Raw genomic sequence first — 23056 nt, forward strand, 5'->3', positions numbered from 1 at the left:
CGCTCGTTTACCGCTTGAATGAATGATGACTTTGTAACAACGGAATTCAAGCGCGTGTCCAACACCTGGAAAAAGACCGCCCTGCTGTTCCTCAGCAGCCAAACGCTGTCACTGTTCGGCACCATGCTCGTGCAGTACGCCATTCTCTGGTACATCACGCTCGAAGCCAAGTCCGGTGTCATGCTGTCGCTGCTGATTGTTATTGGTGTCTTGCCGATGTTGTTTCTCAGCCCGTTTGCCGGCGTTTGGGCGGATCGTTACGACCGGAAAAAGCTGATCATTCTGTCCGATTCCTTGGTCGCGTTAACCACGCTCGGACTGGCCATCGCATTTGCACTCGGTTACGAAGCCTACTGGTTGTTTTTTCTGGCGTCCTTTTTACGGGCCATTGGTCAGGGCATCCAGATGCCGGCGGTCGCCGCCTTCGTGCCTCAGTTCGTTCCCAAAGAACACCTTATGCGCGTTAACGGACTGTTAGGCAGCATTCAGGCGGCCACCATGCTGGTCGCGCCGATGGCGGCAGGCGCCTTAATGTCCATCGCGCCGCTACAAACCATCTTTTACATCGATGTGGTCACCGCGGCGTTGGCTGTCTTGGTGATGACCGTGTTTGTGCGGGTTCCTCCGCATGCAAGGGCCAGTAACCCTGCCGCAGAAAAAACCGCAACCTTCCATGATCTGAAGTTAGGCTTTCGTTATGTTCGACACCATACCTACCTGACCCGGTTTTTCCTGTTTTCAGCACTGTTTATGTTTTTAGTCGCACCGGTTGCGTTTCTGACGCCATTGCAGGTTGCCCGCTCGTTCGGCGAAGACGTCTGGCGATTGACCGCCATCGAGGTTTTGTTCAGTATCGGCATGATGCTTGGCGGTGGACTGCTGTCGATCTGGGGCGGTTTTCGTAACCGTGTCTATACCATGATGCTCGCGACCGTGATTGTTGGCAGCTTTACCATCGCTCTTGGACTGGTACCCTGGTTCTGGGTCTACCTGGTACTGATGGGCGTCGTCGGCATCAGCATGCCGTTGTTCAATACCCCCGCCACCGTGCTGTTGCAGGAGCACGTTGAAGAAGCCTACATGGGCCGGGTCTTCAGTGTCATGACGATGATTTCATCGTCGGCGATGCCCGCCGGCATGCTGATGTTCGGACCGCTGGGCGATGTGATCGCCATTGAGTGGCTGTTAATCGGTACCGGCGCCGGGATTGTGCTGTTGGGTGTGGCGTTGAAACGAAGCCGGGTATTGATTGATGCGGGCTGGCCGGAATCCACAGTTTCTGAGACCAGTGATCCGACACCTGAATCGACGACAGACTAGGCCTTAACTGTCCGGGACACGCGCCTAAGACCAATGCTATCGTTGAGCAAAACGTGAAGAATCTCAACTATCCAAGAATTAATTACTGAAAGATTGACGACCTAGGCGCGGGTCGTAGCGAATCAATAGGAGCCACGGGGTTAAACTCTGTGCTCAATGAGCTGCTCCGCATTGCGAACATTCGAATTAACATCCTTCTATCTCATACTGAAAATAACTAACAAACATAAGCCGTCAATACTCAATAGATAGAAGCCATAACAAGATCACCCGTCTGAATCTTCCATATGGCCTGTCGATTTTCTGAATGATTAAACAAGTTCAACCACCTTTTTCTGGCGATACTTCAAGTACAGCGCCCAAACGTCGCTAATCCGTTCAAAATCACATTCCGAAACCACAACGCCTTTGTAATCCAGAATATAAATGTCAGGGCTTCCCGCAGACTCAAGAGCCTCTCCAACGACATTCGATTCATCGTATAGGACGGCGACATTTAAACCAGAAGCAATGGCTTCCCTTTCAGACTCAGTCCAATCATTATTGTAATCCCCGGCTATGACATTTACTCCTGAGAACACGTCACCGAAGTACTGTTTAACCTGTATATACGAACGAACAAACTGATCATATGGGCCATTAGAACGGTACCCACCTAACGCACAAACAATCATGAGCTGGTGATCCTCTAGTTCGTCCAAGTACTCGGATAATGACACTATGGTGTCTCGTCGATTGAGCATTGGCAGTTGATAGTTCAAAGGAAAAGGATGACCGATGCGCTTAGCTTCTACCTGGTCATCTATACCCATGAGGCCCTCTAAAACCATTTTTCGCTTAATTCGGTCAACGGGTGCTAACCGATAAGATTCCTTCAGCACAGCAATTGCCTCTTCCTGTTTCCCCTGCGCCTTTAATTCCTGATACCAATAAAAATGAGCCACACCAGAAAAATGCATTTCATGATGATGCTGATAGTTGTTAATAAACTCACCCACAAACATCATTCCGTTCTGTGTTTGGCCATTCTCGAAAAGCGCAACACCATGGAACAGAAGTTCAACCTCCGTCATAGCCATGTCTTTAAATACACCAGGCAACGTTTTACGCAACCACTGTGCTTTGCGGTTTTGCCATCGTATGGCAAGTGCGATCAAAGCGTCATCACCAAATGAGCGCCACATGACATAGAGATCATCGGGCCTTCTGTATCGACCTTTGTAGTTCAGAAAAATTCCTTCGGGCGATCGCTCACTTTCAATACCCATTGGGTACCCGTTGGTTTCAATCACCAGTGCTTCGTTGGTCCTGGGCAGATAGTATTCAATACGTTGAGTGACGCCTTGATCAGGCACCAGCTTGACATTGGCGTTGATGCCATCGTATCCGTTTAGCTGAAGGAGATAGTCCCCTTTTTGGATTCCTAAATAATCAGCAAGTGAACCACCAGCAACTTGAGTTACTAATCTGGCTTTGCTGGTGTCAGGGGGTGTGTTCAGCGATGTTTTCTGTTGCCGGTAAATGCATTGATTAAAAATTTCTTTCAGCTCTAAAGACATCGTGCTGTCCTTTAATCCTCTGTTCCTTGGGGAGAGTCCCACTGAGTTGAGCGCATTCTATGCGACTCAACCATACAGTGATGCCTGCAAAGTGATACCATCATCTAATAAAAAAGACCAAAGAACGACTTCGTTAATTGGTCTTTTTTTAAAGGGCATCGGGATGGCGCTGACACAAATCAGCACTTAGCCTTTAACTCAGCTCAGCATCCGTTAACAGGGTTTTCATTTTCTGTGCGGCGACATCGCTGCCGCTGTCCCGCTGCCATTCAATATACTTCGAGCAGAAAGCCGCGACTTCAGCGGTGCCTGTCAGGGCTTTCAAATCGTCCGCCGCGCGCACCCCAAATCCAATGGCCAGTGGCAGGTCAGTATGCTGCCGGATGCGCTTCACATAGGCATGAAATTCTTCACCCCATTGCGTTTGCTTACCGGTCACGCCCATACGCGAGACAACATACACCATGCCGCGCGCGCTTTTAGCAATGCGGGCCACCCGCTCGTCAGAAGTATTCGGCGTCACCATCAGGATCGGCGCCAGTCCCAGCTCATCCAGCAACGGCATAAAGGGTTCGAACTGTTCCACCGGCATGTCCGGAATGATCATACCTTTGAACCCGGCCGCGGCGGCATCGCGGAACAGTTGTTCCAGCCCATACCGATACAACGGGTTCAGATAACTCATCAGAATAAAGCTGGCATCGGGATGCTGCTTGGACACCTTGGCGCACAACTCCAGGGTGGCTTTTACCGAACCGCCGGTTTTTAACGCTTCGTAACAGGCGTTAACCAGCGTATGTCCATCGGCGACCGGGTCACTGAACGGCACCTGCAACTCAATGAGTTTGACGCCACTGTCGACTAAGCCGGCGATGGCTTTTTCATTTTCTTCCAGCGTCGGGAAGCCAACCACGGCGTGCGACATAACCTGCAATCGATCGTTCTGTTTCGGAAACATCAGCGGTTCTCCTTCGCGGCATCAACCAGTTCCTGTGAGCGTTCAGCTTCACGTTTCAAAAATTCCGGCCATTCAGGTTGAGGGAAAGCACGGGCAATGTTGAAAATGTCTTTATCTCCCCGACCACTGAGATTGATCACCAGGTGTTGGTCCGGGCGCATGGTTTTGGCGCGCTTAAAGCCGCCGGCCAAGCCGTGCGAGCTTTCCAAGGCGGGGATGATGCCTTCGGTTTTCATCAGCAACTTAAACGCTTCGGTGACTTCGGTATCGGTGGCGCTTTCCGGTGTGACCCGGCCGGTTTGAGTCAGGTGAGCCAAAATCGGCGAGACGCCGACATAATCCAACCCGGCAGCGATAGAATGGGTATCGCCTAACTGGCCATCGTCATTTTGCAGGAACAGGGTTTTATACCCCTGGGCAATCCCCGGCTCGGCGGTGTCCGGTAACAACCGAATGGAATGCTCACCTTCTTTGAAACTCAGGCCGCCTGCTTCGACCCCCACCAGCCCCACGTCTTTGTCATCCAAAAAGGCCGCAAAAGCACCCATGGCATTAGACCCGCCACCAACACAAGCGACTACTTCATCTGGCAACTGACCCATCTGCGTCAGTGCCTGTTCGCGCATTTCCTGCGAGATCACACTCTGAAAATAGCTGACCAGTTCCGGGAATGGAGCTGGACCACAGGCCGTGCCTAACACGTAGTGCGTGGTCTCAACGGAAGCCGCCCAATCTCGCAGCGCTTCGTCGAGCGCTTCTTTCAGGGTACGGGCACCGGTGGTAACACCCACCACTTCCGCGCCGAGTTGTCGCATCCAGAACACGTTGGAATACTGTCGTTCAATGTCGTCAGCGCCCATATAGATAGTGGCCTGCAACCCGAGACGTGCGGCCATGATCGCCGTCGCCAATCCGTGTTGACCGGCACCGGTTTCGGCAATCACCCGCTTCTTACCCATGCGTTGCACCAGCAAACCCTGGCCCAGCACATTGTTCACTTTGTGCGCACCGGAATGATTGAGGTCTTCGCGCTTCAGCCAGATCTGAGCACCGCCTAACTCTTTTGATAGCCGGCGCAGTGGTGTTAACGGTGTAGGACGCCCACTGAACTCCTGACACAGGGTGACATATTCCTGCCAGAAAGAAGGGTCTTCCCGCAGCTCATTGAACATAGTTTCAAGTTCGGTCAGCGCTGGCAGCAGAATTTCGGGGACGTAACGTCCACCGAATTCGCCGAAGTAGCCATTTTCACTGCGGATCATAAGCACCTCTCTGAGGGTTAGGTTGGTGGTGATCACCAACTGGACTTTAACTAAACGGTTTAGTAAAGTTTGGATCAGATACTCAGAGATTTCAAGCCCCGATTATGGCGCAACCATCAAAAAAGAATCTGATTGCTCACGCCGCCCTGCCGCTGTTCCTGGAGAATGGCCTGAAGGGTTCGTCCATCGATATGGTGGTTAAAGCCTCCGGGGTTTCCAAACCCACGGTCTACAACCACTTTCCCGATAAAAGCTATCTGGTCAGCTATGTCGTTGAACTGTGGTTGTCCACACAACCGGCGCCAGCTTTTAGGGCAAAAACGCTCAACGGTCTGACCCGTGAGTTCTCTCGACAATGGATGAACCCGGAAGCCGTAAGACTCTATGGTTTGTTACTGGGTGAGCGAGGACGTGCCGAAGCCGCCCTCGCGACCTTTCTTCAGCAGTACGATGCCATTTGGCGACAGTGCTTGTCCGATCGAGCCGAACAGCAGGGTTTGGACGCCGTCGCACTCAATCATGCCGCCAGCCACACCCTCTTTACACTGCTGTCAGCCTGACCAATCAGTCAACTTTCATGTGACGCCACTCACATTTCTTAAAAAACGTCGTGAGAATGCAAAGTTTTTGACGCAGATCGACGACGCCTTTTTACCGCTTGAATGTCGTGTAATCGTGGGCACCGACTCACAATTTTTGAGCCTCATACATCAATCGTCGGATTATTTTTCACGTAAACGGTTACAACAGTTCGTCAGATTGAACAGCAACGAACGACGTTCACAAAACGTCTGACGACCCGTTCGCAGCAACCTTTTTTCCGTTCTGCCATGCTCTGCGCCCTTCGAATATGTTCACTCGATGTCAGGACTGATCACCTGTAAGTGAAACGGACCTCAGAAATAGCTGCGAGACAGCAGCCACGTTAAAAAGGAAGCACACAACTTATGGCATTTAAACTATCGCCACTCGCATTCACTCTCACCACAGCGTTTACGCTGGTCGGTTGTAACCTAAGCGGCTTGGATGAAAACACACAAACCATTCAGGAAGACGGCCAGACCATCACCGCACCGGAAGAAGCACAACGTTACATCGTTACTTACAATGACGCAGCTCGTGGGCTCAGCTCTGTGCGCCGGGACAATGGTGAGTTTTCAACCCGCCTCGCTGAGCAGGTTCTGGCCGATCAAGACGTCAGCAGCAGCCGTATTCTGAAACATATGCCGAGCACCAACGCTTCGGTGGTCTATCTGACCGAAGACGAAGTGAAGGATCTGCAGTCGTTTGCGGGCCGCAGCCAATCCAGCATCATGGCCATTGAACCGGATGTTAAACGTCGACTCATCGAACCCTTTTCAGCCGACGAACCCATGATGTTGGCCGAGTCGTCGCCTTACGGCATCGCCATGGTTCAAGCCGACCAGCTCGCCGATACCAATGTTGCCAATCAGACTCTGTGTATTATCGACAGCGGTTACGACATTAATCATGACGATCTGCAAAAAACCAACGTCACTGGCGGCAATACCGCAAGCTCTGCCGGTGCCTGGAATGTCGACAACAACAGTCACGGCACTCACGTTGCCGGCACTATCGCGGCCGTCGGTGGTAACGGCATCGGGGTTCGGGGGGTCATCGACTCCGGCAACATGAACCTGCACATCGTAAAGGTGTTCACAGCAGACGGCTGGGCCTGGGGTTCAAACCTGGTCGCCGCAATTCAGCAGTGCAGCGACAATGGCGCGAAAGTGGTCAGCATGAGTTTGGGTGGACCGAGCGCGTCCAACTACGAACAAAATGCTATGAACAACTTTTATGACAACGGCGTGCTGATGATAGCCGCCGCGGGTAACGATGGCACCAGTGGCCTTTCGTACCCGGCGTCTTACGATGCCGTTATGTCTGTTGCGGCCATTGATCGCAACAAAAACAAAGCCTCGTTCTCTCAGTTTAACAATCAGGTGGAAATTGCCGGCCCGGGCGTTGCCGTTCAGTCCACCATTCCGGGCAACCGCTACTCAGCCTACAGTGGCACCTCGATGGCAACACCACACGTTTCGGCCGTAGCATCGCTCGTCTGGAGTTACTACCCGAACTGCTCGGCGCAAACCATTCGGGAAACCATGAACAGCTCCGCTCAGGATCTGGGCAATGCCGGCCGTGATACCTGGTACGGTCATGGTCTGGTGCAAGCGGTCGCCATGCGTAACGCGCTGTCACAACAAGACTGTGCCGATGGTACACCGACTGACCCTACCGATCCGACCGATCCAACGGAACCGGGTCTTGTTGATCTCTCCAATGGTGAAACCGTAAGCGGACTGTCCGACGCGAAAAGCAATACCCTGCCAAACGTGGCCTATCGCCTTGCCGTGCCTGAGAACGCCACCGATCTGTCAATTCAAATCAGTGGTGGCAATGGCGATGCCGACCTCTACGTTCGTCACGGTTCAGAGCCAACCTTTAACAGTTTCAACTGCCGTCCATACCGCTGGGGCAATGAAGAGGTATGCTCAGTCAGCAAGCCGGAATCCGGCGACTGGTATGTCATGCTGCATGCTTATGCCGACTACAGCAACGTAACGCTCTCGGTGAGCTTCACGGAGCCGGAAAGCAAAGTTGAGCGTCGAGTGTTCGAAGGACTGTCCGGAAGCAAAGGCGACATGCTGTACTCCGTGAACGGCGACCCTCTGCTGGTGAACGCCTCTGACGATCTGGCGCGCATGGTCATTACACTGGGTCGAGGCAGCGGCGATGCCGACCTCTATGTTCGATTCGGTGAAGAGCCAACCCGCCGTGTGTTCGACTGCCGTCCGTTTGAAGATGGCAACGATGAAGTCTGCACACTGGAAGGCGCTGATCTGAAAGCCGGCGATTGGTACATCGGCGTACAGGGCTACGAAGACTTCAGCGACGTCTCGCTGTTTATTGACCTTGAAAAAGAATAACCCTCAGCAGTAAATTTGATTCCTTGATTGCGGGCTTCGGCCCGCTTTTTTACCGACATTGCTGAATGGCACGCGCAAATGCGCTTTCACTCAAAAGTTCCATTCACTCCATCCAGCGAGTACTAAGCTCGACTTAATTCATATCAGCCCCGATCATTGCCCTGATCGGAATGCCTTCCGGGTCGAAACCTTCTAAACAGAACACGTTGATTCCGTAAAAGTCAGGCGTTACCCGTTTGCGATGAAAGGGGTATATGCCGCATTGCTTACAGAAGTAATGATGAGCGGTCTGCGTGTGGAACTGATAATCTGTGAGATAGCTTTCGCCTTGCAAGAGAGTGAACTGACTTTCATGGACTTTCACCATCAAGGCATTCTTTTTTATGCAGATCGAACAGTCGCACGTCGTCAACTCAGGGAAGTCGCTCAAAATTTTGAACCGGACTTCCCCACAATGGCAGCGACCAAACACTTCCTTTTTCATCATGAATATCTTCCTTGTTCAAACTTTCGTTTTAATAGCAAACTGATGCCTTGCTATACCACATAGCCTAAAGAGGCCTACCAAATGTGACAGATGGGTCTTACGATTTATCCTGTGGGTGGCGTTTGGTACTCAGTCCATTGACGTGTCCGCTGGCAATGTCCGATAGGGTTCGTGAATCCGCCAAGTCTTCCTCATACTCTCCTATGAGATAAATGAAAAAGAAAAAACTTCCAAATCCACCAAAAATCAGAAAAGGAACACCGGTCACCGGGAACATGAAGTGCTTCAACAAGAGGGCACCCGCACCCATAGAAAGCAGACTTAGCAGAAAACCCTTTAATTTCTTCTTTTTGTAGTTTGACAGTTTCATACCATAACCACTGGAAGAGCGACACAGGCCATCATCCGCCGGGATAAAAGTCGTGTCAATCACGTCACTCCATTCAGACGACCAGACGTATTCATCCCTATCAATCACCCACAGCAAACTGTCCATAAGTCATCAAATGCACTAAGCGTCACATTGATCCAATAAAGCTGTGATACCGTACCCGCTGATTATGCAATTGGGACGGAACCCCGTGAAACCCCTAGTCTATTCTTTATTATTCATCACGTCTGTTTGCTTCGCTGAAGACGATCTCGGCTGGCAGGTCGGGCTCGGTGTCGTCAGCAGCGACCTTCTGACCGAGGATGCTGACCGACCGATCTTCCCGGCTGTACGCGATGACAACAAACAATACATGCTGATTCCCAACCTGAAATGGCAGGGTGAGCATTGGTCCGTCGGCGCTGAGGGTATCGGCTGGCGTACCCGGTTTGAGAATGATCTGAAGCTGCAATCGACCGTGGGTTACCCGTCGAGCCGAATCAGTCTGTCCGGTGAACGCGGCTGGCTGCGCTATGGTGGTTTCTTATCGGCCAGCTATTCAGACGGAACCACAACAACCGCAGGCGTTAATGCCGCCGGTCTCAGTTATGAACTGACCACGGGCTACAACGACCGCGCTGACGACCGCAAACATAAGGTGAGTTTTGGCGCCCCGGTGTTTATCAGCCAGTCACGATCGACGGTCGTCATTGGTACCGCCTATGTGCAATCGGAAAATGCACCGTTCATTGAAAACAACAACGACCTGACAACGTCTGTTCAGCCGGGCGACTACCGCCACGCTGGCATCACGCTGTTTTCTCCGTTGTCGTTATCAGACTCGCTCCGCCTGATCCTGTCCGGCACCGTGCAGTGGAATGACCAAGACCTGGTGCAGCAACTGCCCCTGATGCCAGACGTTCAGTTCAACACCTTTGCCCTGTTGTCGTATCAGTTCTGACGTTGAACTCGCACCCGCTCCGGTATGCAAACCGGTTCACCGTTTTGCCACAAGGGCGACTGTTTCGCAGCGCCCTGAACAAACCAGCTCAGTAACAGTCGACCTAAATGTAAGTAGCCCAGCCCTTTGTGAACTTTTGGTCCGTTGGCCAGTGCCGGCTTTAACGTGTCCGGTACAAAGGCCCGAATCCGGACCGGCCCCAAGCAGGCCTGCCGCTTTTCATCCGTATCCAGCCCCTGTATGGAACTGAGTGGAATCGAGACAAACGGCAAGTTGGATCGTTGTGATGTGTTCATTAATGCCGTCTGGCAGCATTTGGCATAAAACCGCAGAGCCCCACCTTCAGTCAGCTTAAGACAAGCCAGATGATCGTGTCCTGCCATCAGGTGGATATCGGCCGGTGACAGTTGCATCAGCTCTGTACCTCCATTGACATCCAGCGCGGGAGATTGCGGTTGCAGATATCGTTCGTAGGACTGACAAAACCCACAGTAACAGACGACGCGATTCACCCGAGACGGCTGAACCCGTTCTAATCGTCCCTGAAGTTTGCCGCAACGGCACCCGAATGACAGTTCCATGTGGTGTCCTCTAACAATAACCGAGCAACTGTAACCCGTTTAAATCGAGACGCCAATCGAAAATCAGCCGACCACCGATGGTGACAACAATGACAAAAAGTCACGGTCTTTCAGCAGCGGCTCTTTCGGGTCCACGATGATTTCTGATCGGGCCAGCAACTGGGCTTTCCCGGTAATGGTACTCTCAACCCCGGCATAGGTACCGGTATCGCTAAAGCCGGTGCAGGTACCGACGAAGCGAGTGTTGCGCAGCGAAACGGTTTCCAGCTCATCCCCTACCTGAAGGCGGTTTTCATACGCCATCAAGGCCAGGCGCGCAGCGGTTCCGGTTCCGGTGGTCGATCGGCAAATCACACCCGGATGCACATAGGTGGCGGAACGCGACACCGTGCGATGACCGGACTTTTCCTCGGGACCCATAAAATGCAGAAACGGCAGCGGGCCGACATGGCCAAGGTCCGGATGGTGATCGTCACGCAGCGCCCTGAGCGCTTCAACAATCTTATGCGCCGTAGCGGCTAGCAACGCTTCTTCTTCCAATGTCAGCTCAAAGCCGAGTTCAGCCGCATCAACCAGCGCATAAAACCCGCCGCTGTAGGCAATGCTGTAGGTCACCTTACCCAGTCCTTCAACGGTAACCTGCTGTCGATGGGCGGCAATGTAGGTCGGCAAACCCTGAATAGTAATGCTCTCCACCTGGCCGTTTTTGTTCTGTGCCCGGATGTTAACCAGACCCGCCGGCGATTCCAGCTTGAAGGTTTGTTCGCCTTCGTGCATAGGGACGATGCCGCTTTTCAGCAACGCGGTCGCCGTACAGATGGTGTTCGAGCCGGAATAAATCGGATAACCCATCACCTCCATGATGATGTAACCAGCCGCCGCTTCCGGGTGACAGGCCGGTACAATCAAATCCACCGACATCTCAGGTATGCCGTAGGGTTCAAACAACAAAAGTTGCCGCAAGCCATCAGCGTGCGTTTGCAGATATTCCATCTGAGCCCGAACCGTATTGCCGGGCAACGGTGCAATGCCACCAGTAACAATGCGGGAGACATCGCCACCGGCGTGCGTATCGATTAACGTTAACCCAAGATGTTCGCTCATCAGGCTACTCCTTTCACTGCAAACGAAGCGCCGTGCTCAGTCCACTGCGAGTCAGGGACCAGAACCAGCTTACCGAGAAAATCGGCGCGCCGTTCACCTGCAAAGTAGCGTTCGGCTTCGTGAATTTCCGACAACGGAAAAGTCCCGTGCAACACTGGCTTCAATGCACCGTCCCGAATCCAACGGATTAACTGATCGGCTTCGGCGCGCGTCCCATGCGACACGCCAAAGATCTGAATCTGATAAAGATAAACTGTCGTCCATAACAGTCGGGTAATGTTGCCGGCACTGGCGCCGGCAATCGACAGTCGAGGGTAATCGTTCCGTTCACTCATACGGTCTGTGAGTACTTCAAACAGAGGCAATATCAAGTCGCCACCGGCCAGGTCCATAACAGCATCGATGTGCGCACCGCCAGCTTGCTCTTTCACCGCCGTCGGCAAATCAGACACCGAGGTCCGATCAATTACGGTTTCGGCACCCAGTGCTTTAAGACCTTCGGCTTTTCCGGGGCTGCTGATCACATGCGGAATCGCACCCAACAATCGGCAGAGCTGTATCAACGCCGTACCAACACCGCCACTGCCGCCTGTAATTAAGATATGCTCGCCGGCTCGAACGCGCGCCGAGGTCAGCATGTGATACCCCGTCTGATACGAACACATGCCTAAGCTGGCTAACTGCGCATCACTCAACGTTGGTGAATCGACTCGATAAAACTGATCCGACGGTGCCACCATATACTCGGCGAACCCGCCGTCTGCACCGTGCCCGTAATAATCGGGTGTCAGGTTAATCTCTCTGCGTTCGTCCGGGTAGATATTAAAATCCAGCAAACCGCGTTCACCGATACGGGACTCGGATACGCCATCGCCTACGGCAACCACCCGGCCAACCACATCGGCACCCTGTATACGAGGAAAGGTTAAGGTGGGTTCGCCGGACATTTGAAAGGACGTTGCGTCCGACGCTTCCGATGTCACATACAAACCTTCACGGACTTTGCGATCGGTGTTGTTTTTTGCCGTGGCGGTGACCTGAATCAGCACCTCACCACGCTTTGGTGTCGGCACCGGAACGTCTTGTCGGTATTGAATTTTTTCAACGTCACCGTGACCGGTTAATACCGCTGCGCACATGGTCTCTGGTAGGTTCATTCAATCCCCTTGATGTTGATGGAATGACTGTCATCTCCAACATAGGTAGCTCACCGTCTCGATTCAATGCTTTTCGTTGCAATTAAATCGGTCACAAAAATTCATCTGTCGGCTTAACTTATTCACATCCTTCTGCATTAGTTTTGTAACTTACTGAGTTCGTTGATTTTTTATTGCCAGACAGAACAAAAACAAACGAATAAAAAACACTCTTGCATGACTCAACGTTATAAAAATTCTTTGTCGATTACTTTATCGAATAAAAATCGACTCTGACCATTTGCATAGGTCTGTTCCGTTGTGGCACTGTAATAAATCTATAACTGTCGAGTCTCGTCTCAGTATCTGAACTCTCAGAGGGCGAGCACTACACACACAATCGCTCCCGGCCAGCTATGGTCGCCCACATTGCGTCACTGGAGGACGTCCTATGACATTGAAAAATGCATTTAAAACCACCGCTGCTGTTTCAACCGTGGCACTGCTTGGCTCGCTTTCCGGCATTGCTCAGGCGGATACCTGGCGCTATGCACACGAGGAATATGAAGGCGACGTGCAAGATGTGTATGCCTACAAATTCAAAGAATATGTCGAAGAAAACTCAGAACACAACGTGCAGGTTTATCGCTTTGGTGAGCTGGGTGAGTCCGATGACATCATGGAGCAAACGCAGGCTGGTATTCTTCAGTTTGTTAACCAGTCTCCCGGCTTTACCGGCTCGTTGATTCCTGAAGCACAGATTTTCTTTATCCCTTACCTGATGCCAACCGACTTCGATACCGTCGTTCAGTTCTTCCGTGAATCGGATGCGATCAATGAAGACTTTGTTGAGCTCTATGCCGATCAAGGTCTGGAACTGCTGAAAATGTATCCGGAAGGCGAAATGGTGGTCACTGCGGACGAGCCCGTCACCACACCGTCCGGCTTCAACGGCAAAAAAATCCGCGTGATGACCAACCCGTTGTTGTCCTCCACTTACGAAGCCTTCGGTGCGACACCAACGCCTCTGCCTTGGGGCGAAGTGTACGGCGCATTGCAGACCAACATGATTCAGGGTCAGGAAAACCCGATTTTCTGGATCGAGTCCGGTGGTCTGTATGAAGTTTCTCCGAACCTGATTTTCACCAAGCACGGCTGGTTCACAACGGCCATGATGGCGAACCAGGATTTCTTTGAAGATCTCTCTGCCGACGAACAGGAAATGGTTCGCATGGCATCAGAGTATGCCTTCAACGAAACCATCGAACACATTGACGGCCTGGCCGAAGAGTCTCTCGACAAGATTCTCGAAGCCAGCGACGACGTGACGGTAACCCGCCTGTCGGACAGCCAGATCGAAGCGTTCAAAAAACGCGCGCCCATGGTCGAAGAGACCTTTATCGACATGACCGGCAACAGCGGTCAGGCGTTGCTCGATCAGTTCAAAGCGGACCTCGACGCCGTTCAGTAAGTTGCTATGACAACTCGACCTTACCCCGGCAAATGCCGGGGTAAGGTGTTTTATCGTCGTTTGTTCTGAAACGGTTCACAGGAGGACGTGCCTTGTCTGAAGACGATACCCAACACTTTACTTCCCACCTACCCGGCTTCCTCGGCACGATCGATGAATGGATCTCCAAACTGGAATCGTTCATTCTCGCGCTGGGCGTGTTACTCATGGCCGTGAATACCTGCGTTAATGTGATTGCACGATTCGGCTTTGGCAAAGGCCTGTTTTTCTCAGGCGAAATCAACCGAATCCTGATTATCATGATTACCTTTGCCGGCATTGGTTACGCTGCCCGTCATGGACGTCACATTCGCATGTCGGCCATTTACGATGCCATTCCGTTCACCGGCCGCAAGATCCTCATGATCTGCATTGCGCTGTTTACGTCAGCCGTTATGTTTTTCCTATGCTACTTCGCCATGGTCTACATCATTTCCGTTTTTGAGCGCGGCCGGGTTCTGCCGGCGTTGCAGATTCCGATCTGGACCATCTATGTCTGGGTGCCGATCGGCTTTTTTGTAACCGGCGTGCAGTACTTATTAACCGCCATCAAAAACATCACCGCATCGGATGTGTATTTGTCGACTCAGGTGCTCGATGGTTACAGCGACAGCGAACGCGAAGTCTGATCAGCAGACTGACAAGGAGAAAAAATTATGGCTTCAACCCTAATGCTGATCATGATCGTCCTGCTGTTGCTGGGCTTCCCGATGATGATTCCGCTTATTACCGCCGCGGTAGCCGGCTTTATTATGATGTTCGGCGGCCTCGGTCAGATGGACACCTTTATCCAGCAGGTGCTCGGTGGCATCCGACCGGCGTCGCTGATCGCCGTACCGATGTTCATTCTCGCGGCCGACATCATGACCCGTGGTCATTCGGCCGATCGGCTGATCGACATGGTTATGTCGTTTATCGGCCATGTAAAAGGCGGGCTTGCGGTCAGTACCGCGGCGTCCTGTACTTTGTTTGGTGCCGTGTCCGGTTCCACGCAGGCCACCGTCGTTGCGATCGGTTCACCGTTGCGACCGAAGATGCTGAAAGCGGGATACTCAGACTCGTTTACTTTAGCTCTGATCATCAACGCTTCAGACATTGCGTTTCTGATTCCACCAAGCATCGGTATGATCATTTATGGCGTCATTTCAGAAACGTCGATCGCCGAGTTGTTCATTGCTGGTGTCGGTCCGGGTTTATTAATCCTGGTCTTGTTCTCTATTTATTGCCTGATCTATGCCACGGTGAACAACCTGCCGACGGAAGAAAAATCAACCTGGAAACAGCGCGCCAAGGCGGTGCAATTAGCCGTTTGGCCGCTGATGTTCCCGGTGATTATTGTCGGCGGTATTTATGGCGGCATTTTCAGTCCAACCGAAGCGGCGGCTGTCTGTGTGCTCTACGCGGTGCTGCTTGAGTTTGTGATTTTTAAATCACTGAAACTGCCGGACATGTACACCATTGCGAAGTCCACCGGTTTGATTACCGCCGTCGTCTTTATTCTGGTGGGTGTGGGTAACGGTTTCTCGTGGATCATTTCATTTGCACAAATTCCGCAGACCATTCTGGACGCCGTCGGCGTTAACGATATGGGACCAACCGGAGTGTTGATATCCATCTGTGTGGCATTTTTTGTCGCCTGTATGTTTGTCGATCCCATTGTGGTGATCCTGGTATTGACACCAATCTTTGCGCCGGCGATTGCCGCCACCGGGCTCGATCCGGTTCACGTCGGTATCCTGATTACACTGCAGGTGGCCATCGGCTCAGCAACACCACCGTTCGGTTGCGATATTTTTACCGCCATCGCCATATTCAAGAAACCCTATTGGGAAGTGATTAAGGGCACACCGCCATTCATTTTCATACTGGTGTTCTCGGCGGGCCTGTTAATCGCCTTTCCTCAAATCGCATTGTTTTTGCGCGACGTCGCGTTCGGGTAAACGTACTGGAGGTCGTTTATGTTTAAGAAAATTCTGGTCGCCCTGGATGGGTCAAATAACTCACTGTTGGCTCTGGAGAAAGCCATTGAGTTGCAGAAATTGGATGAAGGTTGTGAAATTTTATTGCTGTGTGTTTACAAGCATCACAGTTTGTTCGAAGCCTCACTGGCGATGGTTCGGCCTGCAGACATTCAGATACCGGATCAGGCGCTGGCAGAATTTGCGACCTCTGTGGTCGACAAAGGTAGAGAACACGCAAAAGCGCTTGGGGGCCACAGCATCAAAGGCTTCGTTAAAAACGGGCGTCCATCTAAGGCCATTGTGAAGTTTGCCAAAGACAAGTCCGTTGATCTGGTTGTGATGGGGGCGCATGGTTCGCATTCCGACACCGACGGTCTGTTACTCGGCAGCGTATCGCAACGGGTCGGTGGAAGAGCTCCCTGTCCGATACTGATCGTCTGATGTCTTCTGCTTAGCCCCGGCCATGGAGCCGGGGCTTTTTAATTTAACCCTCTCGATTCTCCGCCAAGGACACCACCTGCCCCTGATGCAGAGTACGATACACCCGATTCCGAATCGCATTCGCCTGTTCAGCAGTCAGGGTTTCATTCAGATTCCGCAAGACCAGGCGCAGCAATACATTCTTCTGCCCATTGGATATCCCCAGCCGTTCAATCGCCTTCGGCGGCAACGCCTCATAGGGAGACTCATCAATAACCGACAAGCTTTCAATCTGGTGCACATCGCTACAGGACCGACGGATAAGGTCACCCAGGGTTTCTTCGTCGGCGTTCATATCAACCACCAGCGATAAATCCCGTTGAACCGATGGTTGATTGGAGACCGGCCGATAACGGGAGAGATCCTGCATCTGTTCCTGTATGCGGTAGTCGGGGTGTCTCAGCAAGCGAATGTCCGGCAGGTCTTTGCGAATCATCAACAGCCGATCCAGACCTAACCCCATCGCCAACGACGAATGATGATTAAGGTACGCAGCCTTCAACAACGAAGGATGCCCGATGCCACATTCACCGACTTCGATCCATTGGTCCTGCCAATACACATCGATCTGCATACCGTTCAAGGTGTACGGGTGTGGCGATGGCAGCAATCGCCATTCCCGACCGGGCACCAGCGCACTCATGATGATCTGAACCATGCCCTGCAAATCATCGGTCGTCAGCGGACGCTGAATACGATGATCCACCACTCGCCACAAGTCCAACTGATGCGGCTCGGCACAATGGAGCCGATCGATACTGTCACGGCGGTAGACCATACCAGGCAACATCAGCAGCCAATCCGGTGGCGGGTGACCGTGTTGGCCAGCAAGCGCATCCGGTACCGCTGACGACGTTTGTGTACGCAGCAAATATCGGTCGGTGACATAGCGCGTGTAACGAGCATCGCGGGCGGCACCGTCGGCAGGGTAGTTCAATCGATCATAGTTATTTTCCACCGGCACCATCGGTGGCGTGCGCAAAGTTTGGATGTGACTGTTCCAGTGTGATGACAGCGCTCGCCGGACCAGTTTGATTAACATCTGCAAGGCATGATCGGGCACGACACCGGGGTCGGTCAGATCCGGAACCGCTAAAGACGCTGACAATTCTGTTGGGGTCATTAATGTAGGCATGGTTTCGCTCCAATAATATAAAAAAGTACGAAGCGGACTAACGACCTTTTAAATCTTCGGGCCGTAAAACGAAAAACCCCCGGGACTGAGCCGGGGGTTTCCGCTATACCATGTCTGATAAAAGATCAGCGCATGACACCGCCCGGGCCGAGTGCATCCCGAGGGCTAGTAAATCGTGTCATGGTGTAAGGCAATTTATTCATACGTTTAAGCCTATGCGTTTTCAACAATGGCTTCAAGTGGTTAAGCAACTTTGTAATGCAAGATCGGTCAGGTCGTTCACGACTTGCGTTTGCGAGCGATAATGTACTGTGGGAATACCCAGCTCAGCAGCAGCCTGCACATTCGTGCTTGAGTCATCAATGAACACGACTTCTCGGGCCGTCAGGCCCAGGCTCATCAATACCGCCTGAAAATACTGGCGTTCTGGTTTGATCACGCCCATGGCGCTGGAATTAAACATGGCACTGAAGGCCATCGACAGGTCCGCGTCGTTTAACTCGGCTGGTAATCCGGACGTGGCATTCGTCGCCAGCACCAGGTTAGCCTCCGGAAACAACTCACGATAACGAGCCAGCAGATCGTGATCGATGCGATAACGCTCTGTTTTCCAGGCCTCGAGATAGTTGTCGGCAATGCCCTGCCCATAACGGGTTTTGAGCCGCTCATGCGCCTGCTCGAACCAGACGTCCTTTGTGCACGTTCCCCGAATGGCTGGCTCCAACAAATCCTTTTGGAAACAGATAGCAGACAGGGTCCCCGGAGACAGCTTGCAGTGAGCTTCGACCGCTCCGGTTTTATCCCGTGTCCAATGACGCAGTACGCCGTCAAAATCCGTGATCACTGCTTTGATCATGGCTTAACATTCCAATTTGATTACCACCGAGGCAGTGTATCCTATGACTCAGACGTTGTCTTGCTGAACCAACACCCGCTTTCATCGTTGATAACGAATCCGGTTGTGCGCTTCTTTCAACTCAAACGAACGCTCCAGATTCACCCCGTATTGATTCGCCAAAGCCAAGGTGTAGTAGAAAACATCCACCAACTCTTCGGCGATGGAACCTTTCAGCGTATCAAACTCAGGTTGTCCTGATTTTCCGTGCCGGATCGCTTCCGACAACTCGCCGACCTCCTCAATCAGTTTGAGAAAGTAACCGGTGTCGGCTTCGGGCAGTTGGTCGACCTGTGCGACATGCGCTTGTAATTCTTTTAACGTTTTCATTATTCGAGTCTTGGCTTCTTGACATTAGACCCTACTCTAACCTCTATACTCATAGCTGTGAATCATTCAGGAGATCGGCATGAAGATCGGAGAGCTGGCCAAACGTTCCGGGCTTTCAGCCCACACTTTACGCTACTACGAAAAAAGCGGCCTGTTTCGGGCCTCAGCACGCAGTGACAGCAACTACCGCGTTTACACTAAGGATGATCTGGACACGGCAAAGTTCATCAAACGGGCACGGAACATTGGTTTCAGCCTCGACGATGTGCAGACCTTCCTGTCCATTCGCGCTGACCGCCCGGCTCATGTCTGTGCGGATGCCAAAGACCTGGCCGATGAGAAAATCAAAGAGGTTGAAAACCAGATCGCTGAGCTGCAACAGGTGCTGAAAGCTCTTCACCGACTTTCGGATGCCTGCTGTGGCGGCAGTGAAAGTGCGGAATACTGCACCATCATCGAAGCGCTCGATCATGAAGATGCGTTGAGTACGGTTGAAAACGGTGAACCTGAATGAACTGGTTAGAACTGAAAGTACCGCCGTTAGCGCTGTTTTTTGGCATCGCGGCCGCCATGCTGGCGCTGACCTGGCCTGCTGCGCTCAACGCACCGCCGCATCCTCTGTTACTCATACTCAGCGTCTTGACTGCCATGCCGGGAGTGCTCGTACTTGGACTCAGCGTCCACTCTTTTATAAAGGCACGAACCACGGTGATGCCGACAAATCCGGCGGCCGCTTCACAGTTGGTGAACAGAGGCATTTACCGTTTCAGCCGCAACCCCATGTACTTGGGTATGGCTCTACTGTTGATCAGTGAGGCCGCGTTTCTTAACTCAGTACTTGGTTTGATGATGACGCTGGGCTTTACGCTGTGGATAACCCGATTTCAAATTCAACCCGAAGAACGTGTTCTGCAGCAACGCTTTGGTGAACCGTTTGATGATTATTGCCAGCGCACCAGACGTTGGTTGTAACGCCGGTCAGACCAGTTGAACAATTGCGTTCATGACCAGCAAGAACCCGCTAGCCAACGAAACGGAACGGGCCACCGTCAGGGTTACCTGTTGGCGGATGGACGATTTGGGGTGGTCGTTAGACATACAAATACTGACTCAATAAACGATACTCTGAAGATATGGTGACGCCGACGCCGAATGCGAGGTGCAAGAAGTCACTTCCGAAAATGGCTGGTCGTTACCGGGGGATACAGTAAACTGAGAGGCACACAGATTCTGGAGAACCCGGTATGGAAGAACTGACCCGCGCTCAATGCCAACAGGCCCGAATGGCCCGCGATGCGCGTTTTGACGGTCGGTTTTTTGTGGCGGTGAAAACGACCGGTATTTTCTGCCGGCCAATCTGTCCGGCCATGCTGCCCAAAGAAAGCAACGTCGACTATTACTTTAACGCGGCCCTGGCCTCAGCGGCGGGCTTTCGCCCCTGTTTACGTTGCCGACCCGACAGTGCACCCGGCTCCTGGGCCTGGCGCGGTACCCAATCGACGGTACACCGGGCACTGCGGTTAATTGAAACCGGTGCCTTGCAAGAACAGACCTTACCGGAACTCTGTGAGCGCCTTGGCGTGTCCGATCGTTACCTTCGCCAACTGTTTCAACAACAGATCGGCATGTCGCCAAAGACCTATGCTCAAATCCAACAACTGATGTTTGCCAAACAGTTGCTGCACAGCAGTCAGCTAACGGTTACAGACATAGCCATCGCCAGCGGTTTCAACAGCGTCCGTCGGTTCAACGATGCGTTTCAAAAACACTGGCAACTGACGCCGACCGATCTTCGCCGCCAACGCACCACCTCTCAGTCGAATCAACTCACGTTGGCTTACCGCCCACCGCTGAACTGGGAACATCTGCTGGCGTTTTACCGCCTTCGCCAGGTTACCGGTGTCGAGCAACTCGACGACCAGAGCTATGCCCGCACTCTGGAATTGAACCAGGCTCGGGGCTGGTTTCGCGTAAAGCCCGGGAAAGGGCATTATCTGACGCTGGACTTTGAACTGTCCGACCTCAGTCAACTGCGCCCCTGGGTGGCGACCATCCGCCGGATGTTGGATCTGGACGCAGACATTGCCACCATCGAACATCATCTTCACCAAACACCGCTACGCGACATTCTTTCTGAAGGGGTGCGGATTCCCGGCGTGGCATCGCCTTGGGAAGCTGGCATTCGGGCGATCCTCGGCCAACAGGTATCGGTTAAAGCCGCGATTACCCAGTTGAATCGGTTCGTCACTGCGTTGGGTGAGAACGTTCCCGGACCAGAGGGTTTGAATCGCCTGTTTCCGACCGCGCAACAGGCGGCCAAAGCGGATCTGTCGTTTTTGCCTTTGCCGGAAAGTCGCCGCGCCACGCTGCACCGATTCGCGGACTTTGTTAGCCGCACTCCGGACGCCGATATTAATGAGTGGCTGACCATCAAGGGCATTGGTCCTTGGACATTACAGTACGCCAAACTGCGCGGGCTCAGCGACCCGGATCAGTTTCTGATGGGTGATCTCATCATCAAGAAAACGCTGAATGCACTGCCGCCCTTTTCACCAGATCAACTGTCTCCCTGGGGCAGTTACGCCACCTTTCACTGCTGGAATCACGCCTCATGATCGCTTACCTGACTTTCGACAGCCCATTGGGGAATGTCACCCTTCAATGCAACGACGATGGATTACAGGGGTGCTGGTTTGACACCCACACAACCCGACCGGATAACTTGGGAGTTTTTCAACCTGAGCATCCGTTGCTGGTAAAAGCAAAAACGCAAATAGAAGAATATTTCAGCGGGAAGCGTACGACTTTTGATTTGCCTCTGGCACCAGTGGGCACCGACTTTCAGAAACGCGTCTGGACCGCATTATGCACCATTCCATTTGGTGAGAGCCGAGCTTATTCGGAGTTAGCCGAGCAGATCGGCAACCCTAAAGCCGTACGTGCCGTCGGTGCGGCCAACGGTCGCAACCCCATATCAATAATTGTTCCCTGCCATCGGGTGATTGGCCGCAATGGCAAACTGACTGGTTACGCTGGCGGCCTTGAACGTAAAGCATGGTTATTGACGCATGAGGGTAAATAAAGTCAACGGGCTGTGCTTTCTAGCGGAAAAGTAGATAGAAAATGATTCAAGTAATTGAACTCATCATTAAGGAGCTATCCCCTTCAGGAATAGGAAAACGGAATGCATTGATGTCCTCTAAAACAGTGGTAAGTTCATTAGGTCTCGAACTTAAAGCCCATCGGGTAGCTATGCAACCCATCAAAATCACCTTTGCTGAGTTGAACACCATTTTTCCTAGCAATGGCATACACCATACTCATATGAAACATAAAGTTAGGAATTATGTACTCTAAGATAAAGTGACTTTGAGGTAGGTTTATTTCTGAAAAACCGGCAGACTCAAAAACTATTTTGCTGTCATCAAAACCAGTCACATCAGGCAATGAATCAATATGTGTTCTCACTTTTGCCAACATATCGCAGACGGCTGGTTTTCCTGAGCCAATGAGTTCAAACGAAGTCAACTCAACTCCGCACAGTGGGCAATAACCTCTCAACAAAAAGTTAGCAGCCACTTGCGCATTCAGCTCTAGAGAAAACATGTCCTCTGAAAGCGTATCAGGGAAGATAGACTCAGGTATTTTATTAACGATAACTGTCAGTTGTTGCAAATAACCGAGGAATAAATGCTTTGTCGAAATACTAATATCAACCTCCTTTAGAGCCTTATGGTGTAGTCATCACTTTTACAAATACGTGAAATCCACTTCATCCTAATAACTCTAACTCCGCTGCGTTTTTTTTGGAAAACTACGTGCATGTAATGTGTTTTTGTTTAAGCGCACCACTCGCCAACCGCATCAGCAGAGGAAAACCCAAGCATCATGATTGTTTTAGTCGAACTCCCAAAACCAAGAGCAAACTCGTCTTTATCTTCAATAGTCAAGAGCCAGCTATCTCCCTGGCGCACAATTGCCCATACTTTAGATGACTTATACCTCTCAAAGTCATACTCCAGTAAGCAAGCTGACACCATTGTGGCTACCTCCGGT

General features: G+C 52.0%; 24 protein-coding genes. 12 read left to right on the forward strand and 12 right to left on the reverse strand.

Going from position 1 to position 23056, the window contains the following annotated elements:
• The first annotated feature begins 54 nt into the window (after window positions 1-54).
• Window positions 55-1320, forward strand: coding sequence for an MFS transporter (locus MED297_RS10730; protein ID WP_040557156.1), 1266 nt, complete (start codon window positions 55-57; stop codon window positions 1318-1320).
• Between the two features lie 311 nt (window positions 1321-1631).
• Here MED297_RS10730 and MED297_RS10735 read toward each other — a convergent pair whose 3' ends face one another.
• The 3 genes from MED297_RS10735 to trpB form a co-directional block, all read right to left on the reverse strand.
• A complete protein-coding gene (locus MED297_RS10735; RefSeq protein ID WP_008044818.1) occupies window positions 1632-2879 on the reverse strand; it encodes a hypothetical protein in 1248 nt (415 codons plus the stop codon).
• A gap of 193 nt (window positions 2880-3072) precedes the next feature.
• Window positions 3073-3837, reverse strand: coding sequence for a tryptophan synthase subunit alpha (trpA, locus tag MED297_RS10740; protein WP_008044819.1), 765 nt, complete (start codon window positions 3835-3837; stop codon window positions 3073-3075).
• Complete coding sequence (trpB, locus tag MED297_RS10745; RefSeq protein WP_008044820.1) at window positions 3837-5099, reverse strand: tryptophan synthase subunit beta; 1263 nt, start codon at window positions 5097-5099, stop codon at window positions 3837-3839. The genes trpA and trpB overlap by 1 nt, the downstream gene beginning before the upstream one ends.
• A gap of 104 nt (window positions 5100-5203) precedes the next feature.
• Between trpB and MED297_RS10750 the strand changes: the two genes are divergently transcribed.
• Together MED297_RS10750 and MED297_RS21295 are read left to right on the forward strand one after the other, a co-directional pair.
• Complete coding sequence (locus tag MED297_RS10750) at window positions 5204-5659, forward strand: TetR/AcrR family transcriptional regulator (protein WP_008044821.1); 456 nt, start codon at window positions 5204-5206, stop codon at window positions 5657-5659.
• Between the two features lie 387 nt (window positions 5660-6046).
• The gene (locus MED297_RS21295; RefSeq protein WP_008044822.1) at window positions 6047-8050 is read left to right on the forward strand and encodes a S8 family serine peptidase; all 2004 of its coding nucleotides are present in this window, start codon (window positions 6047-6049) and stop codon (window positions 8048-8050) included.
• A 133-nt stretch (window positions 8051-8183) separates the two neighbouring features.
• On the opposite strand, the gene MED297_RS10760 is transcribed toward MED297_RS21295, so the two are convergent.
• Together MED297_RS10760 and MED297_RS10765 are read right to left on the reverse strand one after the other, a co-directional pair.
• Entirely contained in the window at window positions 8184-8537 is a 354-nt protein-coding gene (locus tag MED297_RS10760) for a GFA family protein (protein ID WP_008044823.1), read from the reverse strand.
• Window positions 8538-8634: 97 nt separating this feature from the next.
• A complete protein-coding gene (locus tag MED297_RS10765; RefSeq protein WP_008044825.1) occupies window positions 8635-9033 on the reverse strand; it encodes a hypothetical protein in 399 nt (132 codons plus the stop codon).
• A gap of 85 nt (window positions 9034-9118) precedes the next feature.
• Between MED297_RS10765 and MED297_RS10770 the strand changes: the two genes are divergently transcribed.
• The gene (locus MED297_RS10770; RefSeq protein WP_040556987.1) at window positions 9119-9868 is read left to right on the forward strand and encodes a hypothetical protein; all 750 of its coding nucleotides are present in this window, start codon (window positions 9119-9121) and stop codon (window positions 9866-9868) included.
• Here MED297_RS10770 and MED297_RS10775 read toward each other — a convergent pair.
• The 3 genes from MED297_RS10775 to MED297_RS10785 all read right to left on the reverse strand — a co-directional run bounded on the left by MED297_RS10775 (window position 9859) and on the right by MED297_RS10785 (window position 12710).
• Window positions 9859-10449 (reverse strand): DUF6151 family protein, encoded by a 591-nt coding sequence (locus MED297_RS10775; protein ID WP_008044829.1) that lies wholly within the window; start codon window positions 10447-10449, stop codon window positions 9859-9861. The two genes, MED297_RS10770 and MED297_RS10775, sit on opposite strands and share 10 nt — an antisense overlap.
• Window positions 10450-10512: 63 nt before the next feature.
• Window positions 10513-11553, reverse strand: a complete 1041-nt coding sequence (locus MED297_RS10780; protein WP_008044831.1) for a proline racemase family protein — start codon at window positions 11551-11553, stop codon at window positions 10513-10515.
• Window positions 11553-12710 carry an alcohol dehydrogenase catalytic domain-containing protein gene (locus tag MED297_RS10785; RefSeq protein ID WP_040556989.1) on the reverse strand — a complete coding sequence of 386 codons (1158 nt, stop codon included), beginning with the start codon at window positions 12708-12710 and terminating at the stop codon, window positions 11553-11555. Before MED297_RS10785 ends, MED297_RS10780 begins: the two co-directional genes overlap by 1 nt.
• 430 nt (window positions 12711-13140) lie before the next feature.
• Here MED297_RS10785 and MED297_RS10790 point away from each other — a divergent pair, with 430 nt between their 5' ends.
• From MED297_RS10790 to MED297_RS10805, 4 genes are all read left to right on the forward strand, one after another.
• On the forward strand, window positions 13141-14160 hold the full coding sequence (locus MED297_RS10790) for a TRAP transporter substrate-binding protein (RefSeq protein WP_008044834.1): 1020 nt from the start codon (window positions 13141-13143) through the stop codon (window positions 14158-14160).
• Between the two features lie 92 nt (window positions 14161-14252).
• The gene (locus tag MED297_RS10795) at window positions 14253-14828 is read left to right on the forward strand and encodes a TRAP transporter small permease (RefSeq protein ID WP_008044835.1); all 576 of its coding nucleotides are present in this window, start codon (window positions 14253-14255) and stop codon (window positions 14826-14828) included.
• Window positions 14829-14855: 27 nt separating this feature from the next.
• The gene (locus MED297_RS10800) at window positions 14856-16139 is read left to right on the forward strand and encodes a TRAP transporter large permease (protein WP_040556991.1); all 1284 of its coding nucleotides are present in this window, start codon (window positions 14856-14858) and stop codon (window positions 16137-16139) included.
• Window positions 16140-16157: 18 nt separating this feature from the next.
• Window positions 16158-16601, forward strand: coding sequence for a universal stress protein (locus tag MED297_RS10805; RefSeq protein ID WP_008044837.1), 444 nt, complete (start codon window positions 16158-16160; stop codon window positions 16599-16601).
• Between the two features lie 43 nt (window positions 16602-16644).
• Here MED297_RS10805 and srmL read toward each other — a convergent pair whose 3' ends face one another.
• The 3 genes from srmL to MED297_RS10820 form a co-directional block, all read right to left on the reverse strand.
• On the reverse strand, window positions 16645-17775 hold the full coding sequence (srmL, locus tag MED297_RS10810; protein WP_040556992.1) for a PheS-related mystery ligase SrmL: 1131 nt from the start codon (window positions 17773-17775) through the stop codon (window positions 16645-16647).
• A gap of 235 nt (window positions 17776-18010) precedes the next feature.
• Window positions 18011-18631 (reverse strand): HAD-IA family hydrolase, encoded by a 621-nt coding sequence (locus tag MED297_RS21300; RefSeq protein WP_008044839.1) that lies wholly within the window; start codon window positions 18629-18631, stop codon window positions 18011-18013.
• An 81-nt stretch (window positions 18632-18712) separates the two neighbouring features.
• Window positions 18713-19000 carry a MazG nucleotide pyrophosphohydrolase domain-containing protein gene (locus MED297_RS10820; protein WP_008044840.1) on the reverse strand — a complete coding sequence of 96 codons (288 nt, stop codon included), beginning with the start codon at window positions 18998-19000 and terminating at the stop codon, window positions 18713-18715.
• Window positions 19001-19079: 79 nt separating this feature from the next.
• Between MED297_RS10820 and zntR the strand changes: the two genes are divergently transcribed.
• The 4 genes from zntR to MED297_RS10840 all read left to right on the forward strand — a co-directional run bounded on the left by zntR (window position 19080) and on the right by MED297_RS10840 (window position 22082).
• Window positions 19080-19514 (forward strand): Zn(2+)-responsive transcriptional regulator, encoded by a 435-nt coding sequence (zntR, locus tag MED297_RS10825; protein ID WP_008044841.1) that lies wholly within the window; start codon window positions 19080-19082, stop codon window positions 19512-19514.
• On the forward strand, window positions 19511-19972 hold the full coding sequence (locus tag MED297_RS10830; RefSeq protein ID WP_008044842.1) for a methyltransferase family protein: 462 nt from the start codon (window positions 19511-19513) through the stop codon (window positions 19970-19972). Before zntR ends, MED297_RS10830 begins: the two co-directional genes overlap by 4 nt.
• A gap of 272 nt (window positions 19973-20244) precedes the next feature.
• On the forward strand, window positions 20245-21615 hold the full coding sequence (locus tag MED297_RS10835; protein WP_008044844.1) for an AlkA N-terminal domain-containing protein: 1371 nt from the start codon (window positions 20245-20247) through the stop codon (window positions 21613-21615).
• The gene (locus MED297_RS10840) at window positions 21612-22082 is read left to right on the forward strand and encodes a methylated-DNA--[protein]-cysteine S-methyltransferase (RefSeq protein ID WP_008044845.1); all 471 of its coding nucleotides are present in this window, start codon (window positions 21612-21614) and stop codon (window positions 22080-22082) included. The genes MED297_RS10835 and MED297_RS10840 overlap by 4 nt, the downstream gene beginning before the upstream one ends.
• Window positions 22083-22219: 137 nt before the next feature.
• Here the strand turns inward: MED297_RS10840 and MED297_RS10845 are convergent, their stop codons facing one another.
• A complete protein-coding gene (locus MED297_RS10845; RefSeq protein ID WP_008044847.1) occupies window positions 22220-22675 on the reverse strand; it encodes a DUF1993 family protein in 456 nt (151 codons plus the stop codon).
• Window positions 22676-23056 lie beyond the last annotated feature (381 nt).

It is taken from the genome of Reinekea blandensis MED297, assembly GCF_000153185.1.
GTDB classification, from domain to species: Bacteria; Pseudomonadota; Gammaproteobacteria; order Pseudomonadales; family Natronospirillaceae; genus Reinekea; species Reinekea blandensis.